At 35.2% G+C, this 16401-nt stretch carries 17 protein-coding genes; 10 read left to right on the top strand and 7 right to left on the bottom strand.

Features of this window, described 5'->3' with window-relative positions; all coding sequences use genetic code 11:
- Window positions 1-45: 45 nt before the first annotated feature.
- Window positions 46-267 (bottom strand): hypothetical protein, encoded by a 222-nt coding sequence (locus LNQ34_RS06185; protein ID WP_229998969.1) that lies wholly within the window; start codon window positions 265-267, stop codon window positions 46-48.
- Between the two features lie 721 nt (window positions 268-988).
- Here LNQ34_RS06185 and LNQ34_RS06180 point away from each other — a divergent pair.
- Window positions 989-1345, top strand: coding sequence for a helix-turn-helix domain-containing protein (locus tag LNQ34_RS06180; protein WP_229998968.1), 357 nt, complete (start codon window positions 989-991; stop codon window positions 1343-1345).
- 69 nt (window positions 1346-1414) lie between these two features.
- Here LNQ34_RS06180 and LNQ34_RS06175 read toward each other — a convergent pair whose 3' ends face one another.
- Together LNQ34_RS06175 and LNQ34_RS06170 are read right to left on the bottom strand one after the other, a co-directional pair.
- On the bottom strand, window positions 1415-2674 hold the full coding sequence (locus tag LNQ34_RS06175; RefSeq protein WP_229998967.1) for an aspartate kinase: 1260 nt from the start codon (window positions 2672-2674) through the stop codon (window positions 1415-1417).
- 117 nt (window positions 2675-2791) lie between these two features.
- Window positions 2792-3280 carry a GNAT family N-acetyltransferase gene (locus LNQ34_RS06170; RefSeq protein ID WP_017496191.1) on the bottom strand — a complete coding sequence of 163 codons (489 nt, stop codon included), beginning with the start codon at window positions 3278-3280 and terminating at the stop codon, window positions 2792-2794.
- A 171-nt stretch (window positions 3281-3451) separates the two neighbouring features.
- On the opposite strand from LNQ34_RS06170, the gene fbp reads away from it, so the two are divergent.
- Window positions 3452-4459, top strand: coding sequence for a class 1 fructose-bisphosphatase (fbp, locus tag LNQ34_RS06165; protein ID WP_202703815.1), 1008 nt, complete (start codon window positions 3452-3454; stop codon window positions 4457-4459).
- A gap of 149 nt (window positions 4460-4608) precedes the next feature.
- Here the strand turns inward: fbp and LNQ34_RS06160 are convergent, their stop codons facing one another.
- Entirely contained in the window at window positions 4609-5040 is a 432-nt protein-coding gene (locus LNQ34_RS06160) for a tellurite resistance TerB family protein (protein WP_017496189.1), read from the bottom strand.
- A gap of 171 nt (window positions 5041-5211) precedes the next feature.
- On the opposite strand from LNQ34_RS06160, the gene LNQ34_RS06155 reads away from it, so the two are divergent.
- Genes LNQ34_RS06155 through LNQ34_RS06140 form a run of 4 tightly spaced genes read left to right on the top strand, consistent with a single transcriptional unit; the run spans window position 5212 to window position 8203 of the window.
- The gene (locus LNQ34_RS06155) at window positions 5212-5805 is read left to right on the top strand and encodes a HupE/UreJ family protein (protein WP_202703816.1); all 594 of its coding nucleotides are present in this window, start codon (window positions 5212-5214) and stop codon (window positions 5803-5805) included.
- A gap of 5 nt (window positions 5806-5810) precedes the next feature.
- Entirely contained in the window at window positions 5811-6242 is a 432-nt protein-coding gene (locus LNQ34_RS06150; protein ID WP_017496187.1) for a deoxycytidylate deaminase, read from the top strand.
- On the top strand, window positions 6243-7820 hold the full coding sequence (locus tag LNQ34_RS06145) for a S41 family peptidase (protein ID WP_202703817.1): 1578 nt from the start codon (window positions 6243-6245) through the stop codon (window positions 7818-7820).
- A gap of 17 nt (window positions 7821-7837) precedes the next feature.
- Window positions 7838-8203 (top strand): nuclear transport factor 2 family protein, encoded by a 366-nt coding sequence (locus LNQ34_RS06140; protein WP_229998966.1) that lies wholly within the window; start codon window positions 7838-7840, stop codon window positions 8201-8203.
- A gap of 59 nt (window positions 8204-8262) precedes the next feature.
- Here the strand turns inward: LNQ34_RS06140 and LNQ34_RS06135 are convergent, their stop codons facing one another.
- The 3 genes from LNQ34_RS06135 to LNQ34_RS06125 form a co-directional block, all read right to left on the bottom strand.
- Window positions 8263-8868 (bottom strand): FAD-dependent oxidoreductase, encoded by a 606-nt coding sequence (locus tag LNQ34_RS06135; protein ID WP_230000578.1) that lies wholly within the window; start codon window positions 8866-8868, stop codon window positions 8263-8265.
- Window positions 8869-8872: 4 nt separating this feature from the next.
- Window positions 8873-9073, bottom strand: a complete 201-nt coding sequence (locus tag LNQ34_RS06130) for a hypothetical protein (RefSeq protein WP_017496183.1) — start codon at window positions 9071-9073, stop codon at window positions 8873-8875.
- A gap of 107 nt (window positions 9074-9180) precedes the next feature.
- Window positions 9181-9759 carry a MarC family protein gene (locus tag LNQ34_RS06125; protein WP_017496182.1) on the bottom strand — a complete coding sequence of 193 codons (579 nt, stop codon included), beginning with the start codon at window positions 9757-9759 and terminating at the stop codon, window positions 9181-9183.
- Between the two features lie 317 nt (window positions 9760-10076).
- Here LNQ34_RS06125 and LNQ34_RS06120 point away from each other — a divergent pair, with 317 nt between their 5' ends.
- The 4 genes from LNQ34_RS06120 (at window position 10077) to LNQ34_RS06105 (ending at window position 16392) form a co-directional block, all read left to right on the top strand.
- Window positions 10077-10646: a DUF3109 family protein gene (locus LNQ34_RS06120; protein WP_017496181.1), complete on the top strand. Its 570-nt coding sequence runs from the start codon at window positions 10077-10079 to the stop codon at window positions 10644-10646.
- A 335-nt stretch (window positions 10647-10981) separates the two neighbouring features.
- Entirely contained in the window at window positions 10982-11959 is a 978-nt protein-coding gene (locus tag LNQ34_RS06115; protein WP_070906526.1) for a ribonucleotide-diphosphate reductase subunit beta, read from the top strand.
- A 253-nt stretch (window positions 11960-12212) separates the two neighbouring features.
- On the top strand, window positions 12213-14606 hold the full coding sequence (locus LNQ34_RS06110; RefSeq protein ID WP_229998965.1) for a ribonucleoside-diphosphate reductase subunit alpha: 2394 nt from the start codon (window positions 12213-12215) through the stop codon (window positions 14604-14606).
- Between the two features lie 388 nt (window positions 14607-14994).
- Window positions 14995-16392 carry a DUF1800 domain-containing protein gene (locus tag LNQ34_RS06105; protein ID WP_229998964.1) on the top strand — a complete coding sequence of 466 codons (1398 nt, stop codon included), beginning with the start codon at window positions 14995-14997 and terminating at the stop codon, window positions 16390-16392.
- Window positions 16393-16401: the final 9 nt, after the last annotated feature.

Genomic DNA, 16401 nt, shown 5'->3' with positions numbered 1-16401 from the left:
TAAATTTATGAAGCTGATTTAAACCAGCTTCATAAATGAATTTAACTACTCGTCTATTGTGGAGGATTTTCCAGTGGTTTTAGTGGTTTTAGTAGTTTTGGTGGTTTTGGTAGTTTTAGTTGTTTTATTTCTACTTGAAGAGTTTAATTCGTATACTCTCGTTCCAGAAATCTGAGATTCTATACCGTCTCCAATTGAAGATCTGTGACCTATTGAACTAACTGTTGCAAATACAACCGTTAATAATCCTGCTTTTAAAAAATTCATAATTAAAGTTTTAGTTGTTAATTTTTGTCTATTTCGGCACACAAAAAAAATCCTATTTCCTTTTTTAATTTTTTGATAAAAGAAAAAACCTCAATTTGTAGCTGCCAAATATGTTGATTCAGAAAAAAAGACCTGAAAATTATAAGTGCTTATTTAAATTCTATTGAATACTATTTTGCAACAGGTAATTTTACCATTGTTTTTGATGTTTTGATGACTGATAGTTCATATGTCGTCTTCTATTATGGGCTATTTATGCAAAACTTTTTAAGACTCATTTTTTTCTAAAGGTTTGTGTACTGTTCTTTTGTTTTCTCTTAATTATATGTCATTACTTTGTACTATTATAGTCAAATTTTTTAACGTCCTTTTATTTCGTACTTGACGTTTTTGGCTGTCTAGAATTTCAAGACTTGTTTAGACACGCTGTCTTTGTTTTTAGTGATTTTTTTAAATTCTTGTGAAATTTCTCCGTCCTAGTTAATTATTTCATCTTTTGTACAGGATAAAAAAAGGAGAGATGAGATCAAGAACGGCTTTGCAAATGATTTGATATGGATTTCGTTTCTCATAGTGAAGTAGTTATATTTTAATGTGTTTTTTTCTTTATATTAAAGTTAAACTGCTTTCGGGGAAATTGTCAGCCGAAAATCGGTTATTTAAAATCTGTTTTTAAATAATTGTAAAGTAATTCTTATATTTATACGCAAGAAAAGTATTAATGATGAATAAGACTGTAGGGGAAAAATTAAAGATGCTGCGTAAAGCGAAAAATATGTCACAAGAAGAAGTAGCAGACAGTCTTCATATATCACCATCGGCTTATGCAAGAATGGAACGTGGAGAAAGTACTTCCTGGGCAGTTCATTTTAAAAGGATTTGCGAGGTTTTTGAAATAGCACCGGAAGAATTGGTTAGAGAAGAGATAGGGGTTAAAACTTATGAGAGTTTGTTGAATATTGATCAATTGATAGATTATTCTATGCTTGGTATTTATCGAAAGATTATTAGGAAATACGAATTAGAGATTGAAGATCTTAAAAGTATAATTGAGCATTTGAATAAAGGACAGGACTAAAAAAAAGCTTCACTTTAGGGGTGAAGCTTTTTTAGTATAGGAATTATATAATTAACGTGTAATACAGATTTAGTTGATCTCTTTAGTAACAATTTGCATGGTCTCGCGGCTCACTTGTTTCAGTAAAACGGTTTTGTTTTCCTCTACCGTTTGTGCCGCTTGTTCTGTAAAATGGCGAATCGTGTATAAAGTCACATTCTCGCTAAATTCTACTTTGAACTTTTTCGAAAGAATGGCATTCAACTCATTAAAATTCCCAAATTTATCTTCTACACAAACCGAAAAACTAATGGCAGAATTCTGAATCAGATTTACTTTTATTTTGAATTGGTGAAACAAAGCAAAAATCTCGCTGATGTTCTCTTCCATAATAAAAGAAAAATCAATCGAAGATAGAGAAATTAAAAGCTGCTCTCTTTTTACGATAAAGCAAGGATATTGCGGCTCCAAATCGACACCTTTAGAAACACAGGTTCCTTTTAAAAGCGGATTAACAAAAGATTTTACGTACAGCGGAATTTCCTTTTTCTGTAAAGGCTGCAATGTTTTTGGGTGAATTACAGTAGCTCCGTAGAAAGCCAGCTCGATCGCTTCACGATAAGAAATCTGGTTTAATAAACTCGCATTTTCAAAATAACGCGGATCGGCATTCATAACTCCCGGAACGTCTTTCCAAATTGTAACACTTTCTGCATTCAGGCAGTAGGCAAAAATTCCGGCAGTATAGTCAGAACCCTCACGGCCTAAAGTAGTAGTAAAGTTATTCTCATCGGCGCCTAAGAATCCCTGAGTAATGTTTAAAACCTTACGAGGAACATTTTTACTGATATTTTGTTGGGTAACCTCCCAATCTACTTCTGCATCGCGGTAGTTGGCATTGGTTTTGATGAAATTTCGAACATCAAGCCATTGTGTTTGAATGCCCATAAAATTCATAAAATGACTTAAGATAGTCGTTGATATCAATTCTCCGAAGCTCACAATCTGATCGTAAACAAAATTATAGTTTGGAGATTTATTGTGCGCCAGGAAATATTCCAATTCAGAGAATAATGCTTTTACAGCAGTAAAAACAGCATGTTCTTCGTTCTCAAACAAATCCAGTAGAATTTGATTGTGGTATTTCTTTATTTCCTGTACTGATGAACTCAGTTCGGATGATTTATCAAAATAATTTTTGATTACTACTTCAAGAGCATTTGTCGTTTTTCCCATTGCGGAAACTACTAAAATCACATCTTCATAACCTACTTTTTGTAAAACGTCGTATACGTTTTTAATTCCTTCGGCATCTTTAACCGATGCTCCACCAAATTTAAATACTCTCATTTTTAATTTTAGATTTTTTATTTCAGATTTCAGACCGGATGAAATCTTGTACATGTTATTATTTTTTCTGCCATGAATCTATACTAATTGGTAAAATTCGTGGCAAAATATTGTTTTTTATAATTTTTCTAAAAACGAATTAATTCCCGTTTCGTCCATTTGAACAACTCTCCAGTCTTCAAGGATTTTTGCACCCGAATTCTCGTAGAATTTTACAGCAGGAGTATTCCAGTCCAAAACATTCCAATCGATTCGGAGAACATTATCCCGCTTTCCCTGTTTTATGATTTCGGCATAAAGTGCAGATCCTAGACCTGTACCTCTCATCTTCTCTTTAACGACCAAATCTTCAAGATGTATTGTTTTTCCTTTCCAGGTGGAGTATCGGTAATAGTAGAACGCGATTCCAACAATTTCTTTATGATTTTCGTCAGTATCAATTTCAGCAACAAACACATGAAACAGTGGTTTTTCACCAAAACCGTCACGTATTAAATCTGCTTCTGTAATGACTACAGCATTTGGTTCTTTTTCGAATATTGCCAACTCCTGTATTAATCCCAGAACCGATTTCATGTCTTCAGGATTCCCTTTTCTAATATTCATATATTCTTATTATTAAGCGTTTATTGGCTAAAAAAGTATTCTTTTGCTCAGTACTTTAGGGCTTTATTTAGCAAATATACAATAGTGGCAAACTAACGAAATAATTTTTAAACCATTCTCACAAAAAAAACGATATTTGTGACTTAAAAACAAAATTACAACGATTTAGTAATGGAAGAACGCAATAAAACACTGGGAGAGTTTATTATTGAGAACCAAAAAGCATTTCAATATTCGTCGGGGGAGCTTTCCCGAATTATCAATTCTATACGTTTGGCGGCCAAGGTCGTAAACTATAAAGTAAACAAAGCTGGATTGGTGGATATCATTGGCGCTGCAGGCGAGCAGAATATCCAGGGTGAAGACCAGCAAAAATTAGATGTATATGCAAACGAAGTATTTATTCAGACGTTAATTAACCGTGAGATTGTCTGTGGTATTGCTTCAGAAGAAAACGACGATTTTATTACTGTTCAGGGGAGCGACAACAGTCATAATAATAAGTACGTGATCTTAATGGATCCGCTAGACGGATCTTCGAATATCGATGTGAATGTATCAGTGGGAACCATTTTTTCGGTTTTCAGAAGAATTACACCTATCGGAACTCCGGTTACAAGCGAGGATTTTTTACAACCGGGAGTCAATCAGGTAGCAGCAGGATATGTTATTTACGGAACATCGACCATGTTGGTATACACAACAGGTCATGGTGTAAACGGATTTACCTTAAACCCTGCTATTGGAACATTCTATCTTTCACATCCTAATATGAAATTTCCACAAAATGGAAATATTTATTCAGTCAATGAAGGAAATTATGTTCACTTTCCACAAGGAGTAAAAAATTATATCAAATATTGTCAGAGAGAAGAAGAAGACAGACCTTACACTTCAAGATATATTGGAAGTTTAGTTTCTGATTTTCACCGAAATATGATCAAAGGAGGAATTTATATTTATCCAACCAGTTCAAAAGCACCAAAAGGGAAGCTGCGTTTGTTGTACGAATGTAATCCTATGGCTTTTATTGCAGAACAGGCAGGAGGAAAAGCAACAGATGGTTTTGGAAGAATTATGGAAATAAAGCCAACTGAATTGCACCAAAGAGTTCCATTTTTCTGCGGAAGTTACAACATGGTCGAAAAAGCAGAAGAATTTATGGCGGAAGCGCTTTAGTTTTTAGTCACAGTCACAGTTTTAGTCGCAGTTTAAGTTAGGACTAGAAACAGCAAACCCGACAGTTTTAGAGTGCACTCTAAAACTGTCGGGTTTATTTTTTATTTAGTTTTAGCTATAGTCTGAAAACTGAAAACTGCGACTGAATACTATTTATGCATGTGTTGCATTTCGTAAACAAAAGTATCACCGTCTACTTTTTTGTCGACTAATGATAATGCTTTAGAAATAATATAGTTTACGTTGCTTGGTGTAAAACCTAAAGCGATACCTAATTTTCGTAACATCACTTCTTGTTGGTCTTCAAGATGGTGATCTACGTGTACCATTCTTGTTAAGTCATACAAACGCTCTAAACGCTGTACGTGCAAATAAGGAGGATTGATAGGGTATTTTAATGGGTCGTTAAGAATTTCTTCGTATTCAGTTTCTGAAATTTCTAAACGTGCAGCCAATTTGTCCAAGAAATTTTTTTCTTCAGGATGTACAATTCCATCAGCTAGTGCTACACGAACAATAGCAGAAAAGTGACCTTTGTTTCTTTGTTTGAATTCGCTATCAAATAAATCTGAAAATGACATAATTATGGTTTTTTTTATCCTACAAAGATAATTTTTATTTTAAATTATTAATTTTAAAGTTCTCATAAAATTTAACTTAATTTTTATCGGTTGTTTTACTTTGGGACAGCTGTAATTGTTCAAAATAAATCGTAAGTTTACAACCCCTAATCATTATAATAGAGTACCCTTATGTCAGAATTTTGGATTTATTTTCAAATAGGATTAAAGCATGTTTTAGATATTAACGCTTATGATCACGTTCTTTTTTTAATTGCATTAACAACCCCTTATTTGTTTAAAGACTGGAAACGTATTTTGCTTCTCGTTTCTGTTTTTACAATTGGTCATACACTGGCTTTATTGCTTTCTGTTTACGGAATTATTGCAATAAAAGTGAATACTGTTGAGTTTTTAATTCCCATAACGATTTTAATTACTGCAGTTTTTAATCTCTTTACAGCCGGAAAGAACTCTAAAAATGATGGTTTGAATGTAGTGTTTTTTGTGACCTTATTTTTTGGAATTATACACGGACTTGGATTCTCGAATTATTTCAAAACTATTTTAGGAGGGTCACCTGGTTCAAAATTACTACCTTTAGGAGAATTTGCTTTAGGAATTGAAGCAGCACAACTGGTAGTGGTTTTTGTAGTTTTGATACTATCTTATATTGTGCAGACCATATTTCGTTTTTCAAAACGCGATTGGGCACTTGTAATGTCGGCTTTTGTTATCGGAGTGGTTATTCCCATGATTATTGAAAGCCCAATTTGGAACAGATAAAATAAATGAAGAAAAAAAAATTAAATAAATACGACAAAGCTTATCTGAGGATTGCCAAAGAATGGAGTTTATTGTCGTATTGCAAACGAAAGCAGGTAGGTGCTATTATTGTAAAAGACCGGATGATCATTTCGGATGGATACAATGGTACCCCGTCTGGTTTCGAAAATTGCTGTGAAGATGAGGAAGGATTGACCCGTTGGGACGTTCTTCATGCCGAGGCAAATGCCATTTTGAAAGTAGCAAGATCAACGCAATCCTGTGAAGGAGCGACTCTGTATATTACACTTTCACCTTGCAAAGAATGCAGTAAATTAATACATCAGTCGGGTATAAAAAGAGTGGTGTATCATGACGGATATCGTGACGATTCCGGAATACAGTTTTTAATAAAAGCAGGTGTCGAAGTCGAACATATTCCTGTTTTAGAAGAGTAAATGAAATTTAATTCAAAATATTTACCACTTGTTATCGGAGCAACTTTAGCTCTGGGTATCGTTCTCGGAAGCCTTATGAATGCTCCCGCAGATGATCAGCTTTTGGCTAAAAATTACTCAAAAACCAAACTGAACAAGCTGATCGATTTTATCAATAATGAATATGTTGACAGTATCAACACCGATTCAATTGTAAATCTTACAGTCGATAATATCTTATCAAAATTAGATCCGCATTCCGTTTATATTCCGCCAACAGAACAGGCCGAAGTAGCCGAAAGTATGAAAGGGGATTTTGTAGGGATTGGGATTAATTTTTACATGTATAAAGATTCTGTTGCCATTATAAAACCAATTGAAAATGGGCCTTCAGCAAAAGCCGGAATAAAGTCTGGTGACCGTATTCTATTTGCCGGAAAAACCAAATTGTTCGGACGCAGACTGTCTTCTGATATTTTGTTTTCTAAGTTAAAAGGATTAAAAGGATCTGAGATTGAACTGACTGTTTTTAGAAGATCAGAACAAAAGAAACTTAAGTTTAAAGTAAAAAGAGATATTATTCCAATCAAAAGCGTTGATGCGTCATTGCTGCTGGGGAATAATGCCGGATATATCAAAATCAATCGTTTTGCCGAAACTACTTTTAATGAGTTTAAGAGTGGTCTGGAGAGATTGAAGCAAAAAGGAATCGAGTCGCTGGTGATTGATCTTCGTGACAATGGCGGTGGTTATATGGAAGAAGCCAGCGCAATTGCAGATGAATTTTTAAAAGACAAACAGCTGATCGTTTTTACTAAAAATAAAAACGGTACTACCGAGAAAACTTATGCTACCAAAGCAGGCAGTTTTGAAACCGGTAAAGTGTATGTGCTGATTAATGAAAATAGTGCATCGGCCAGTGAAATTCTGGCAGGAGCATTACAGGATAATGACCGTGCGATCATTGTAGGTCGACGTTCTTTCGGAAAAGGTCTGGTGCAGCGTGAAATGGATTTCAACGACGGATCGGCAGTGAGACTGACCGTGGCTCGTTATTACACCCCAACCGGAAGATCGATTCAGAAGCCTTATAAAAAAGGAAATGAAGACTATTTTAAGGAATCTGAGGCCCGTATAAAATCAGGTGAACTTTATGCAAAAGACAGTATAAAAGTAGCTGATTCTTTAAAGTTTAAAACACCAAAAGGTAAAATTGTATATGGCGGTGGTGGAATTGTTCCTGATGTTTTCGTGCCAATGGAGGCGGAGCATGGAAATGAAAATGTGGCCTACCTGATGCAAACCGGAATTGTAGGGCATTTCGTTTTTGAAGAATTGGATAAAAATAGAGCTGTATTTGCCGGACTTCATTTTAATGAGTTTTTAGCAAAGATGAAGAGTTCTGATCTGTATTTTAAAAAGTTCAAAACCTATGTGCTGTCAGCTGGTTTAGATTTAAAATTTGACAAAACCAAAGCATTGGTAAATCGATATATCACTGCTGAGTTTGCCAGACAATTGTATGGCGAATTGTATTATTACGATGTTATTTTAAAAGAAGATGCCATGATCAAGGCTGTTTTGAAACCAAACAAGTAATCCCTAATCTTCATCAGATGAAAATAGAAACTATTGTAAATGCTGAGATTGAACTATTAACGGCCATGAAAAGTGCAGATGTTCCAACTTTGGAAAAGATGCTGCACGACGATCTACTTTTTAATTTACCGGACGGACAAACTATTACGAAAGAGTTTGATTTAAATTCGTATCGTTTAGGTAAGATGCAAATAGATGCATTAGAAGCTTCAGATCAGACTATAAACGTAATTGGTGACTCGGCTGTGGTTGCAGTGACGATTTTGTTAAAGGGAAGCTTTAATCATAATCCCTTTAATGGAACTTTCAGGTATATCAGGGTTTGGAAACAGTTTGATGAAAATCTGAAAGTAATTGCCGGCAGCTGTATTCAATTGCAGTAAAAAAGATCTAAGCTGGATTTTGTTAATCTGAGTGCTTTTGTGCTAACTTTTCCGGGGTTTTATCGAATACTGTCGTGTGCATGAGTCTGCACGCCATTGTTCCATAAAGTTAAGATGTCAGTCGCTACGGCAGCACCACTTCCGGCTGCAATCGCTAATTGACTTCTCCAGCCTGCCAGAGTTCCTGTAACGTAAATGCCGTCAGCAACCTTGTGGTCGTCGTTTTTAAGCTGGATGCGTTGTTTTTCTGGAAGTGCTTTTTTGTGTGGCTCGGTATAGTGCATCAGGCCTTCTATGTCAAAAGTATTTGCTGAACCAATACCGATCACGATACTTTTTGTTTTATAGGAGCTTTTGTTGGTAGTTACAAGGAAGTCCGGATATGAACCTTCAACTTTAACTACTTTTTCGTTTTCTATCTGAGTGATATGAGGATAAGTTTTGGCTAAATCCTGAGTACTTTCTACTAACAAATCAGATCCCAGTTTGCCAGGAGTAATGCCATAAGCATTGAAAAAAATGGCTTCCTGTAGAGAAGAGTTTTTTTGATGTGTAAAAATTCCAATTTTCTTATCGGTTACAAAAGCTTTGTTTTTGGCCGATCCCAATACAAGAGCGCAGGACATGCCTGAAACACCTCCTCCAATAATTAAAACATCAAACATAGGATTATCGTCCGTTTGTTTTTTCTTCAATTCTTTTAGAGATTCTGAAAATCAAAAGAATTAAAACGGCGCAAAATGAAGCAGCGATTCCAATAAAAGCAACTACACTGTCTCCTTGAAAAGGATTTTTGAAGTCCAGTAGCGTAATATTAAAAACGATTAATGCCAGGGCTAAAAGCACTAAAATGGAAGTGAAAATTTTCATAATGGTTGTTTGTTTGTCTAAAATAATAAAGTAGAACCGTCAGATGTGAAAAGTATCTTAAAGTTATATTTTAGAAATTTTATGGGGTAAATTTATAAAAATAAATGTTAGACAAACAAACCTTTAACATTAGCAGCAAATAATTTAACAGCAATTGCTAAAAGGATTACTCCAAAGGTCTTGCGAACTACGCCAAGTCCGTTTTCTCCTAATAAATTTTCTATTTTTTTAGATGATTTCAAAACAACGTAAACCAAAATAATATTCAGTAAAATGGCAATAATGATGTTAATTGTGTGAAACTGAGAGCGTAATGATAATAAAGTTGTCATAGTACCGGCACCTGCAATTAAGGGGAAGGCCAAAGGGACAATCGAAGCTGATCCTGGTTCTTCATCACGATAAATTCGGATTCCTAAAATCATTTCTAAAGCCAGAAAGAATAATACAAATGAACCTGCAACAGCAAAAGAATGTACGTCAATTCCAATAAGATGCAGAAAACCTTCTCCGACAAAAAGAAAAGTAATCATAATCAGACCGGCTACAATCGAAGCTTTCTCTGATTCTATATGGCCGACTTTCGCTCTTAAATTTAATATAATCGGAATCGATCCGACAATATCGATTACGGCAAAAAGTACCATTCCAACGGTGATAATTTCCTTAAAATCAATTTCTAACATAATTTTTTTATTTACTGTTTAGAGATGTGCAAAAGTAGATAATAAAGTTAATGCTTTTTTGTGATATAGTCAAAGCACTGTATTTTTGTTATAAAAACACGTGTTGTTGCTTAAAAAAATGATTTTTATAACAATTACTGCGTTGTTTTGCATATTTGCAAGGCGTTTGCCGAAAAATGTTGCGGCGGTTTTTTGTGCAAGACCGGCATAAAGTGTTTTGCATGACAATCTGTTGGGTAAGCATGAGAAAAGAATAGGCAGAATATCTGCTTTCTTTGCGTATCTTTGCACTTTATAAATTACAGTATTTCAATATCATGTTTCAATTAGGGAAAACCATTATTTCAGAAGATATTCTTGAAAAAGAATTTGTGTGCAACTTGTCAGCTTGTAAAGGAGCTTGCTGTGTTGATGGAGATGCCGGTGCGCCTTTGAGTGAAGCTGAGACTAAAATTCTGGAAGAAATCTATCCTAAAGTAAAACCTTTCTTGCGAAAAGAGGGGATTGCTGCCATCGAAGCTCAGGGTACCTGGGTAAAAGGAACGGATGGTGATCTTGAAACGACTCTGATTGATAATAAAGACTGTGCCTATGTTATTTTTGATGGCAAGACCGCACTTTGCGGAATCGAGCAGGCGTACAATCAGGGAATCGTAGACTGGAAAAAACCTGTTTCCTGTCATTTATATCCAATCCGGGTGAAAGACTTTACAGAGTTTGCTGCTGTAAACTATGACAAGTGGGACATTTGCGACGATGCCTGTTCGTTAGGTAAGGAGTTGGAAGTTCCAGTGTATAAATTTGTTAAAGAAGCATTAATTCGCCGCTTTGGACAGGACTGGTATTTGGAGCTTGAAAAAGTTGCGGAAGAACTCAAAAAATCGTAAAAAATCGGCAGCCATTACTGTTGCTGGGAAGTGCTCAGATTTTGATTAAAAGGCATTTGAGAAGTCAGGTAAAAACTTTTAAAAACATTTGAAATTTTCTTGCTTTTTGTTTCAAAAATTCTATATTTTACTTCCAAAAATGAGATGAAATTTAATATTAATTTGCTTGTTTTCAGTATTTTAGTTATTGTATGAAAAATATCTCATTTTCGACGTGTTGTTAAAAACTACGTCCGATTGTGAATAAGTTTGGCTTTTATTTTAGGCAACAAATGACAATCTTTGTAGTCTACTGAATGAGTTAAAATTTAGTATAAAAATTAAAGAAAAATTTCATGTTACAAGTCGAGCCAATATTACAAGAAAACAAAAATCGTTTCGTTATTTTCCCAATAAAACACCATGATATTTGGGAATGGTACAAGAAGATGGAGGCTAGTTTCTGGACTGCCGAAGAAATCGATTTGCACCAAGACTTGACTGACTGGAATAATAAATTAAGTGACGACGAAAGATACTTCATCAAACACATTTTAGCTTTTTTTGCAGCTTCTGACGGAATTGTAAATGAAAACCTTGCAGAGAACTTTGTAAATGAAGTTCAATATGCCGAAGCTAAATTTTTCTATGGTTTTCAAATTATGATGGAGAATATTCATAGTGAGACTTATTCTTTATTAATTGATACCTATGTGAAAGATGAAGCAGAGAAAGCAGAATTGTTTAATGCTTTAGAAGTTTTTCCTGCAATTGGTAAAAAAGCAGAATGGGCTTTAAAATGGATCGAATCGGATTCGTTTGCTGAAAGACTAATTGCTTTTGCAGCGGTGGAGGGGATCTTTTTCTCAGGCGCTTTCTGTTCTATTTATTGGTTGAAAAAACGTGGTTTAATGCCAGGTTTAACTTTTTCGAATGAACTGATTTCACGTGACGAAGGTGTACACTGTGATTTTGCAGTGCACTTACACAATCATCACCTGGTTAATAAAGTGCCAAAAGACAGAATTAAAGAAATCATCGTTGATGCTTTAAATATCGAAAGAGAGTTTGTAACAGAATCTCTTCCGGTAAGTTTAATAGGAATGAATGCAACTTTAATGACGCAATATTTAGAGTTTGTTGCGGATAGATTATTAGTAGAATTAGGTTGCGAGCGTGTGTATGGATCAGCGAATCCGTTTGACTTCATGGACATGATTTCTCTTCAGGGAAAAACTAATTTCTTTGAAAAACGTGTTGCGGAGTATCAAAAATCAGGTGTGATGAACACAGACAGTGATGCTCAGAAAATTTCATTTGATGCAGATTTTTAGCCAACAGCAATAAATTTAGTGTATTCCAAGACGCTAAAAAAGTAAATCATTTTATAAGATTGAATCTTCATCCCAAATCGTTGATTCAAGTACAATTTTTAATGCCTTTCAGTTTGTTTTTTCAAACTGGAAACAGACAACTATTGAGAATCCTGCAATTCTCAAAAAATAATTTAAAAACACACAATGTTTAAGCCTTGGAAATCGTTATTCCCGAGACTTTCATTTTTTCAATAACTAAAAAAGTAAGCTTATGTATGTAGTAAAAAGAGATGGCCATAAAGAGCCGGTAATGTTTGATAAGATTACAGAAAGAATCAAAAAATTGTGTTACGGTTTAAATGAACTTGTAGATCCTGTTAAGGTAGCGATGAGGGTTATTGAAGGATTGTATGATGGGGTTTCGACTTCTGAATTGGATAATCTTGCGGCAGAAACAGCGGCTTCTATGACTATTGCGCATCCTGATTATGCACAATTGGCGGCACGTGTGGCAATTTCAAATCTACATTCCAATACCAAGAAATCGTTCTCCGAAACGATGAAGGATATGTACAATTACGTAAATCCAAGAAACGGACAAGAGGCTCCGTTACTTTCGGATGAAGTATTTAAAGTAATTCAGGAAAACTCTGCTTTCTTAGATTCTCATATCATTTACACAAGAGACTTTAATTACGATTACTTTGGTTTTAAAACCTTAGAGCGTTCTTATCTGTTAAAAATAAACGGTAAAATCGTCGAAAGACCGCAGCATATGTTAATGCGTGTTTCGGTGGGTATTCACCTTGACGATTTAAAAGCAGTAATTGAAACCTACGACTTAATGTCTAAAAAGTTCTTTACGCATGCAACACCAACGTTGTTCAATGCGGGAACTCCAAAACCACAAATGTCTTCTTGTTTCCTATTGGCCATGCAGGACGATAGTATTGATGGTATTTATGATACTTTAAAACAAACTGCTAAAATCTCACAATCGGCGGGAGGAATTGGACTTTCTATTCATAACGTTCGTGCGACGGGATCGTACATTCGTGGTACAAACGGAACTTCAAACGGAATTGTTCCGATGTTGAGAGTTTTCAACGATACCGCACGTTATGTAGACCAAGGCGGTGGAAAACGTAAAGGAAGTTTTGCTATTTACATCGAAACCTGGCATGCTGATATCTTTGATTTCTTAGATTTAAAGAAAAACACAGGAAAAGAAGAAATGCGTGCGAGAGATTTATTCTTCGCAATGTGGACTTCAGATTTATTCATGAAACGTGTACAGGAAGATACTACCTGGACTTTAATGTGTCCTAACGAGTGTCCTGGTCTGTACGATGTTTATGGAGAAGAATTCGAAGCGTTGTATACCGATTATGAATTTAGAGGAAAAGGTAGAAAAACGATTCGTGCACGTGAGTTATGGGAGAAAATCCTCGAATCACAAATCGAAACAGGAACACCATATATGTTGTACAAAGATGCAGCAAACCGTAAATCAAATCACAAGAATTTAGGAACCATTCGTTCGTCTAACTTGTGTACGGAGATTATGGAGTACACTTCTAAAGATGAAATTGCAGTTTGTAATCTGGCTTCTATTTCATTACCAATGTTTATTGATAACGGAAAATTCGATCACGAAGCACTTTACAATGTTACGAAGCGTGTAACTCGTAACCTAAACAAGGTAATCGACAGAAACTATTACCCGGTTAAGGAAGCAGAAAACTCAAACATGCGTCACCGTCCGGTAGGATTAGGAGTGCAAGGTTTGGCTGATGCTTTCATCATGTTGCGTATGCCTTTTACAAGTGATCAGGCTAAAGCATTAAACCAGGAAATTTTCGAAACTTTATACTTTGCAGCCGTAACCGCTTCTATGGAAATGGCAAAAGAAGAAGGACCATATTCAACTTTCGCAGGTTCTCCAATGTCACAGGGAGAATTCCAATACAATATGTGGGGATTGAAAGACGAAGAATTATCAGGTCGTTGGGACTGGGCTTCTTTAAGAAAAGAAGTAATGGAGCACGGAGTTCGTAACTCATTATTAGTTGCGCCAATGCCAACAGCTTCGACTTCACAGATTCTTGGAAACAACGAAGCTTTCGAACCGTATACCTCAAACATTTACACGCGTCGTGTATTGTCTGGAGAATTCATCGTAGTAAACAAACATTTACTTCATGATTTAGTAGACAGAGGTTTGTGGAACGAAGATTTGAAACAAGAAATTATGCGTCATAACGGATCTGTCCAAAACATTGATATTGTACCACAAGATTTAAAAGATCTTTATAAAACAGTTTGGGAAATGTCGATGAAAGACATTATCGATATGTCACGTCAAAGAGGTTACTTCATTGATCAGTCACAATCGTTAAACTTGTTCATGCAGGATGCTAACTATTCTAAACTAACGTCTATGCACTTCTACGCTTGGCAATCAGGTTTAAAAACAGGAATGTATTACCTAAGAACAAAATCAGCAGTTGATGCGATTAAGTTTACGTTGAACAACGATAAAAAAGAAGAAACAACCAGTACTTTAGTTCCGGAAACTGAAGCAATCAGTGTGGAAGATTACAAAGCAATGTTGCTAAAAGCACAAGCTGGAGATCCTGAGGATTGTGAAATGTGTGGATCTTAATTCTTTTTTAGACAAAAGAGAATAGAATAAAGAAGAAAGATTTATATCTTTAATTTATAAAAAGCAGTTATTGTAATGATAGCTGCTTTTTTTTTATGGAGACTATTTTTATTGTCAGGATAGAGAAATGAGGTGTTGGATTGCTTCCAGCTTTAGCTGGAGCTTTTTAGTTTTTTTAAGATGGCTTTAGCCGAAATGTTTTTCTATGATTGTATTGCAGCCTTCAGTTATAGATGCTGACAATTTAAATACAATATCCCCAAAAATACCTCGTTTTAAGAATTACCAAAGATTTTAAAGCCTTAGCACCTTAGTAACTAAGCATCTCAGAACCTTCTCTTTAAACCTTTAAGAGAAAGTCAAGTCTTATTGTAATAATTTCTGAATTATGAAAAAAAGCAATCTTTGGTCATTACGATTGGGTTTTTCCGGAAAAGAATCCGATTCGATTGAAAAATTAGGAATAGAAAAATTCCTGAAGCAGTCCTATCAATCAAAATTTGATACCCAGCTCCCCGCTTTTCTGGAAGATGATCCCAAAACATTAGTAGAACTCAAAGAACTTAAAGAGTCTATTAAAATGGCAGATTCAGAGGGAAAAAAGAAAGCCCTGAAAAAGGAATTCTACTCCGCTGTAGAGTTGAGAAAATGGTGGATCGGAAAAATGCGTAATGACGAATTTCCATTACGGGAGAACATGGTTTGCTTTTGGCACAATCACTTTGTCTCCACTTCTCAAAAAGTAAAAGTCAATTACTGGATTTACCAGCACAATATGATTCTGCGGGAACATGCCTTTGGAAACTTTAAAGAGCTTACCAAGCAAATCATAAAATCGAATGCTATGGTAAAGTATCTGGATAATGTCGATAACAAAAAAGGAAAATACAACGAGAATCTCAGTCGTGAATTATTGGAATTGTTTACTATTGGAATTGGAAACTACACCGAAAGCGACATTAAGAACGGAGCCAGAGCTCTGGCCGGACTCAATTACGGCGACAACAGGGCTGCTTACAGACGGTTTGCTGAAGATGATTCAGACAAAACCTATTTTGGTAAAACCGGAAACTGGAAAGCAGATGATTTGGTCGATATTATTTTCGAACAGAAAAACATTCCATATCTCATTACCCGAAAAATTCTGAAATGGTTCATTTATGACAATCCGCCTGAAGATTTGGTCACTTACTATGGAGATTATTTTAGAAAGGTGAAATTTGAAATACAGCCTTTACTAACCAAAATTTTTACCGAAGAGTATAAAAAAGAGAATTCGGGAACCAAAATCAAAGATCCGTTAGTTTACATTTTACAGCTTTTAGAGGAACTGCATATCGACGATCTTGATGAGAGTATGATTTTGTTTTTTCTGAAGCAACAAGGAATGGATTTATACAATCAGGTTAATGTGAAAGGCTGGGAGGGAGGGAATTCCTGGCTGACTTCTCAGGTGTATCTGCAGCGCAACAACACAGCCGATTTACTTTGTTCAGGAAAAAGTATCACTCGAAAAACGTTGAACACCATGACTGCCGATGCTGAAAAACCAAAACCGCAGTTTGAAAAAGTAGATGTAAAAATGGACTTTGACACCAATGGTACTAATAAAACCATCATCACGGAACTTTCAAACAGATTATTGTTTAAAGTAAATGATTCGATGCAAAAAGACATGGAGAATTTACTAAAATACGATTTCGATCCCAAAGAGGAACACGCCAATTTTGCCGTAATTCGGCTCTTCAATTATATTACAAAACTGCCCGAGTATCAATTAATTTAGAAGTTATTA

The sequence above is a fragment of the Flavobacterium lipolyticum genome, from assembly GCF_020905335.1.
In the GTDB taxonomy this organism is placed as follows: domain Bacteria; phylum Bacteroidota; class Bacteroidia; order Flavobacteriales; family Flavobacteriaceae; genus Flavobacterium; species Flavobacterium lipolyticum.
The sequence above is the reverse complement of the archived record's forward strand: the minus strand, read 5'-3'. Positions and strand labels throughout refer to the sequence as shown.

What these genes read in the sequence shown, in the direction of transcription:
- LNQ34_RS06185 (WP_229998969.1), bottom strand. Translation starts at nt 267, where the DNA reads ATGAATTTTTTAAAAGCAGGATTATTAACGGTTGTATTTGCAACAGTT.
- LNQ34_RS06180 (WP_229998968.1), top strand. Translation starts at nt 989, where the DNA reads ATGATGAATAAGACTGTAGGGGAAAAATTAAAGATGCTGCGTAAAGCG.
- LNQ34_RS06175 (WP_229998967.1), bottom strand. Translation starts at nt 2,674, where the DNA reads ATGAGAGTATTTAAATTTGGTGGAGCATCGGTTAAAGATGCCGAAGGA.
- LNQ34_RS06170 (WP_017496191.1), bottom strand. Translation starts at nt 3,280, where the DNA reads ATGAATATTAGAAAAGGGAATCCTGAAGACATGAAATCGGTTCTGGGA.
- fbp (WP_202703815.1), top strand. Translation starts at nt 3,452, where the DNA reads ATGGAAGAACGCAATAAAACACTGGGAGAGTTTATTATTGAGAACCAA.
- LNQ34_RS06160 (WP_017496189.1), bottom strand. Translation starts at nt 5,040, where the DNA reads ATGTCATTTTCAGATTTATTTGATAGCGAATTCAAACAAAGAAACAAA.
- LNQ34_RS06155 (WP_202703816.1), top strand. Translation starts at nt 5,212, where the DNA reads ATGTCAGAATTTTGGATTTATTTTCAAATAGGATTAAAGCATGTTTTA.
- LNQ34_RS06150 (WP_017496187.1), top strand. Translation starts at nt 5,811, where the DNA reads ATGAAGAAAAAAAAATTAAATAAATACGACAAAGCTTATCTGAGGATT.
- LNQ34_RS06145 (WP_202703817.1), top strand. Translation starts at nt 6,243, where the DNA reads ATGAAATTTAATTCAAAATATTTACCACTTGTTATCGGAGCAACTTTA.
- LNQ34_RS06140 (WP_229998966.1), top strand. Translation starts at nt 7,838, where the DNA reads ATGAAAATAGAAACTATTGTAAATGCTGAGATTGAACTATTAACGGCC.
- LNQ34_RS06135 (WP_230000578.1), bottom strand. Translation starts at nt 8,868, where the DNA reads ATGTTTGATGTTTTAATTATTGGAGGAGGTGTTTCAGGCATGTCCTGC.
- LNQ34_RS06130 (WP_017496183.1), bottom strand. Translation starts at nt 9,073, where the DNA reads ATGAAAATTTTCACTTCCATTTTAGTGCTTTTAGCCCTGGCATTAATC.
- LNQ34_RS06125 (WP_017496182.1), bottom strand. Translation starts at nt 9,759, where the DNA reads ATGTTAGAAATTGATTTTAAGGAAATTATCACCGTTGGAATGGTACTT.
- LNQ34_RS06120 (WP_017496181.1), top strand. Translation starts at nt 10,077, where the DNA reads ATGTTTCAATTAGGGAAAACCATTATTTCAGAAGATATTCTTGAAAAA.
- LNQ34_RS06115 (WP_070906526.1), top strand. Translation starts at nt 10,982, where the DNA reads ATGTTACAAGTCGAGCCAATATTACAAGAAAACAAAAATCGTTTCGTT.
- LNQ34_RS06110 (WP_229998965.1), top strand. Translation starts at nt 12,213, where the DNA reads ATGTATGTAGTAAAAAGAGATGGCCATAAAGAGCCGGTAATGTTTGAT.
- LNQ34_RS06105 (WP_229998964.1), top strand. Translation starts at nt 14,995, where the DNA reads ATGAAAAAAAGCAATCTTTGGTCATTACGATTGGGTTTTTCCGGAAAA.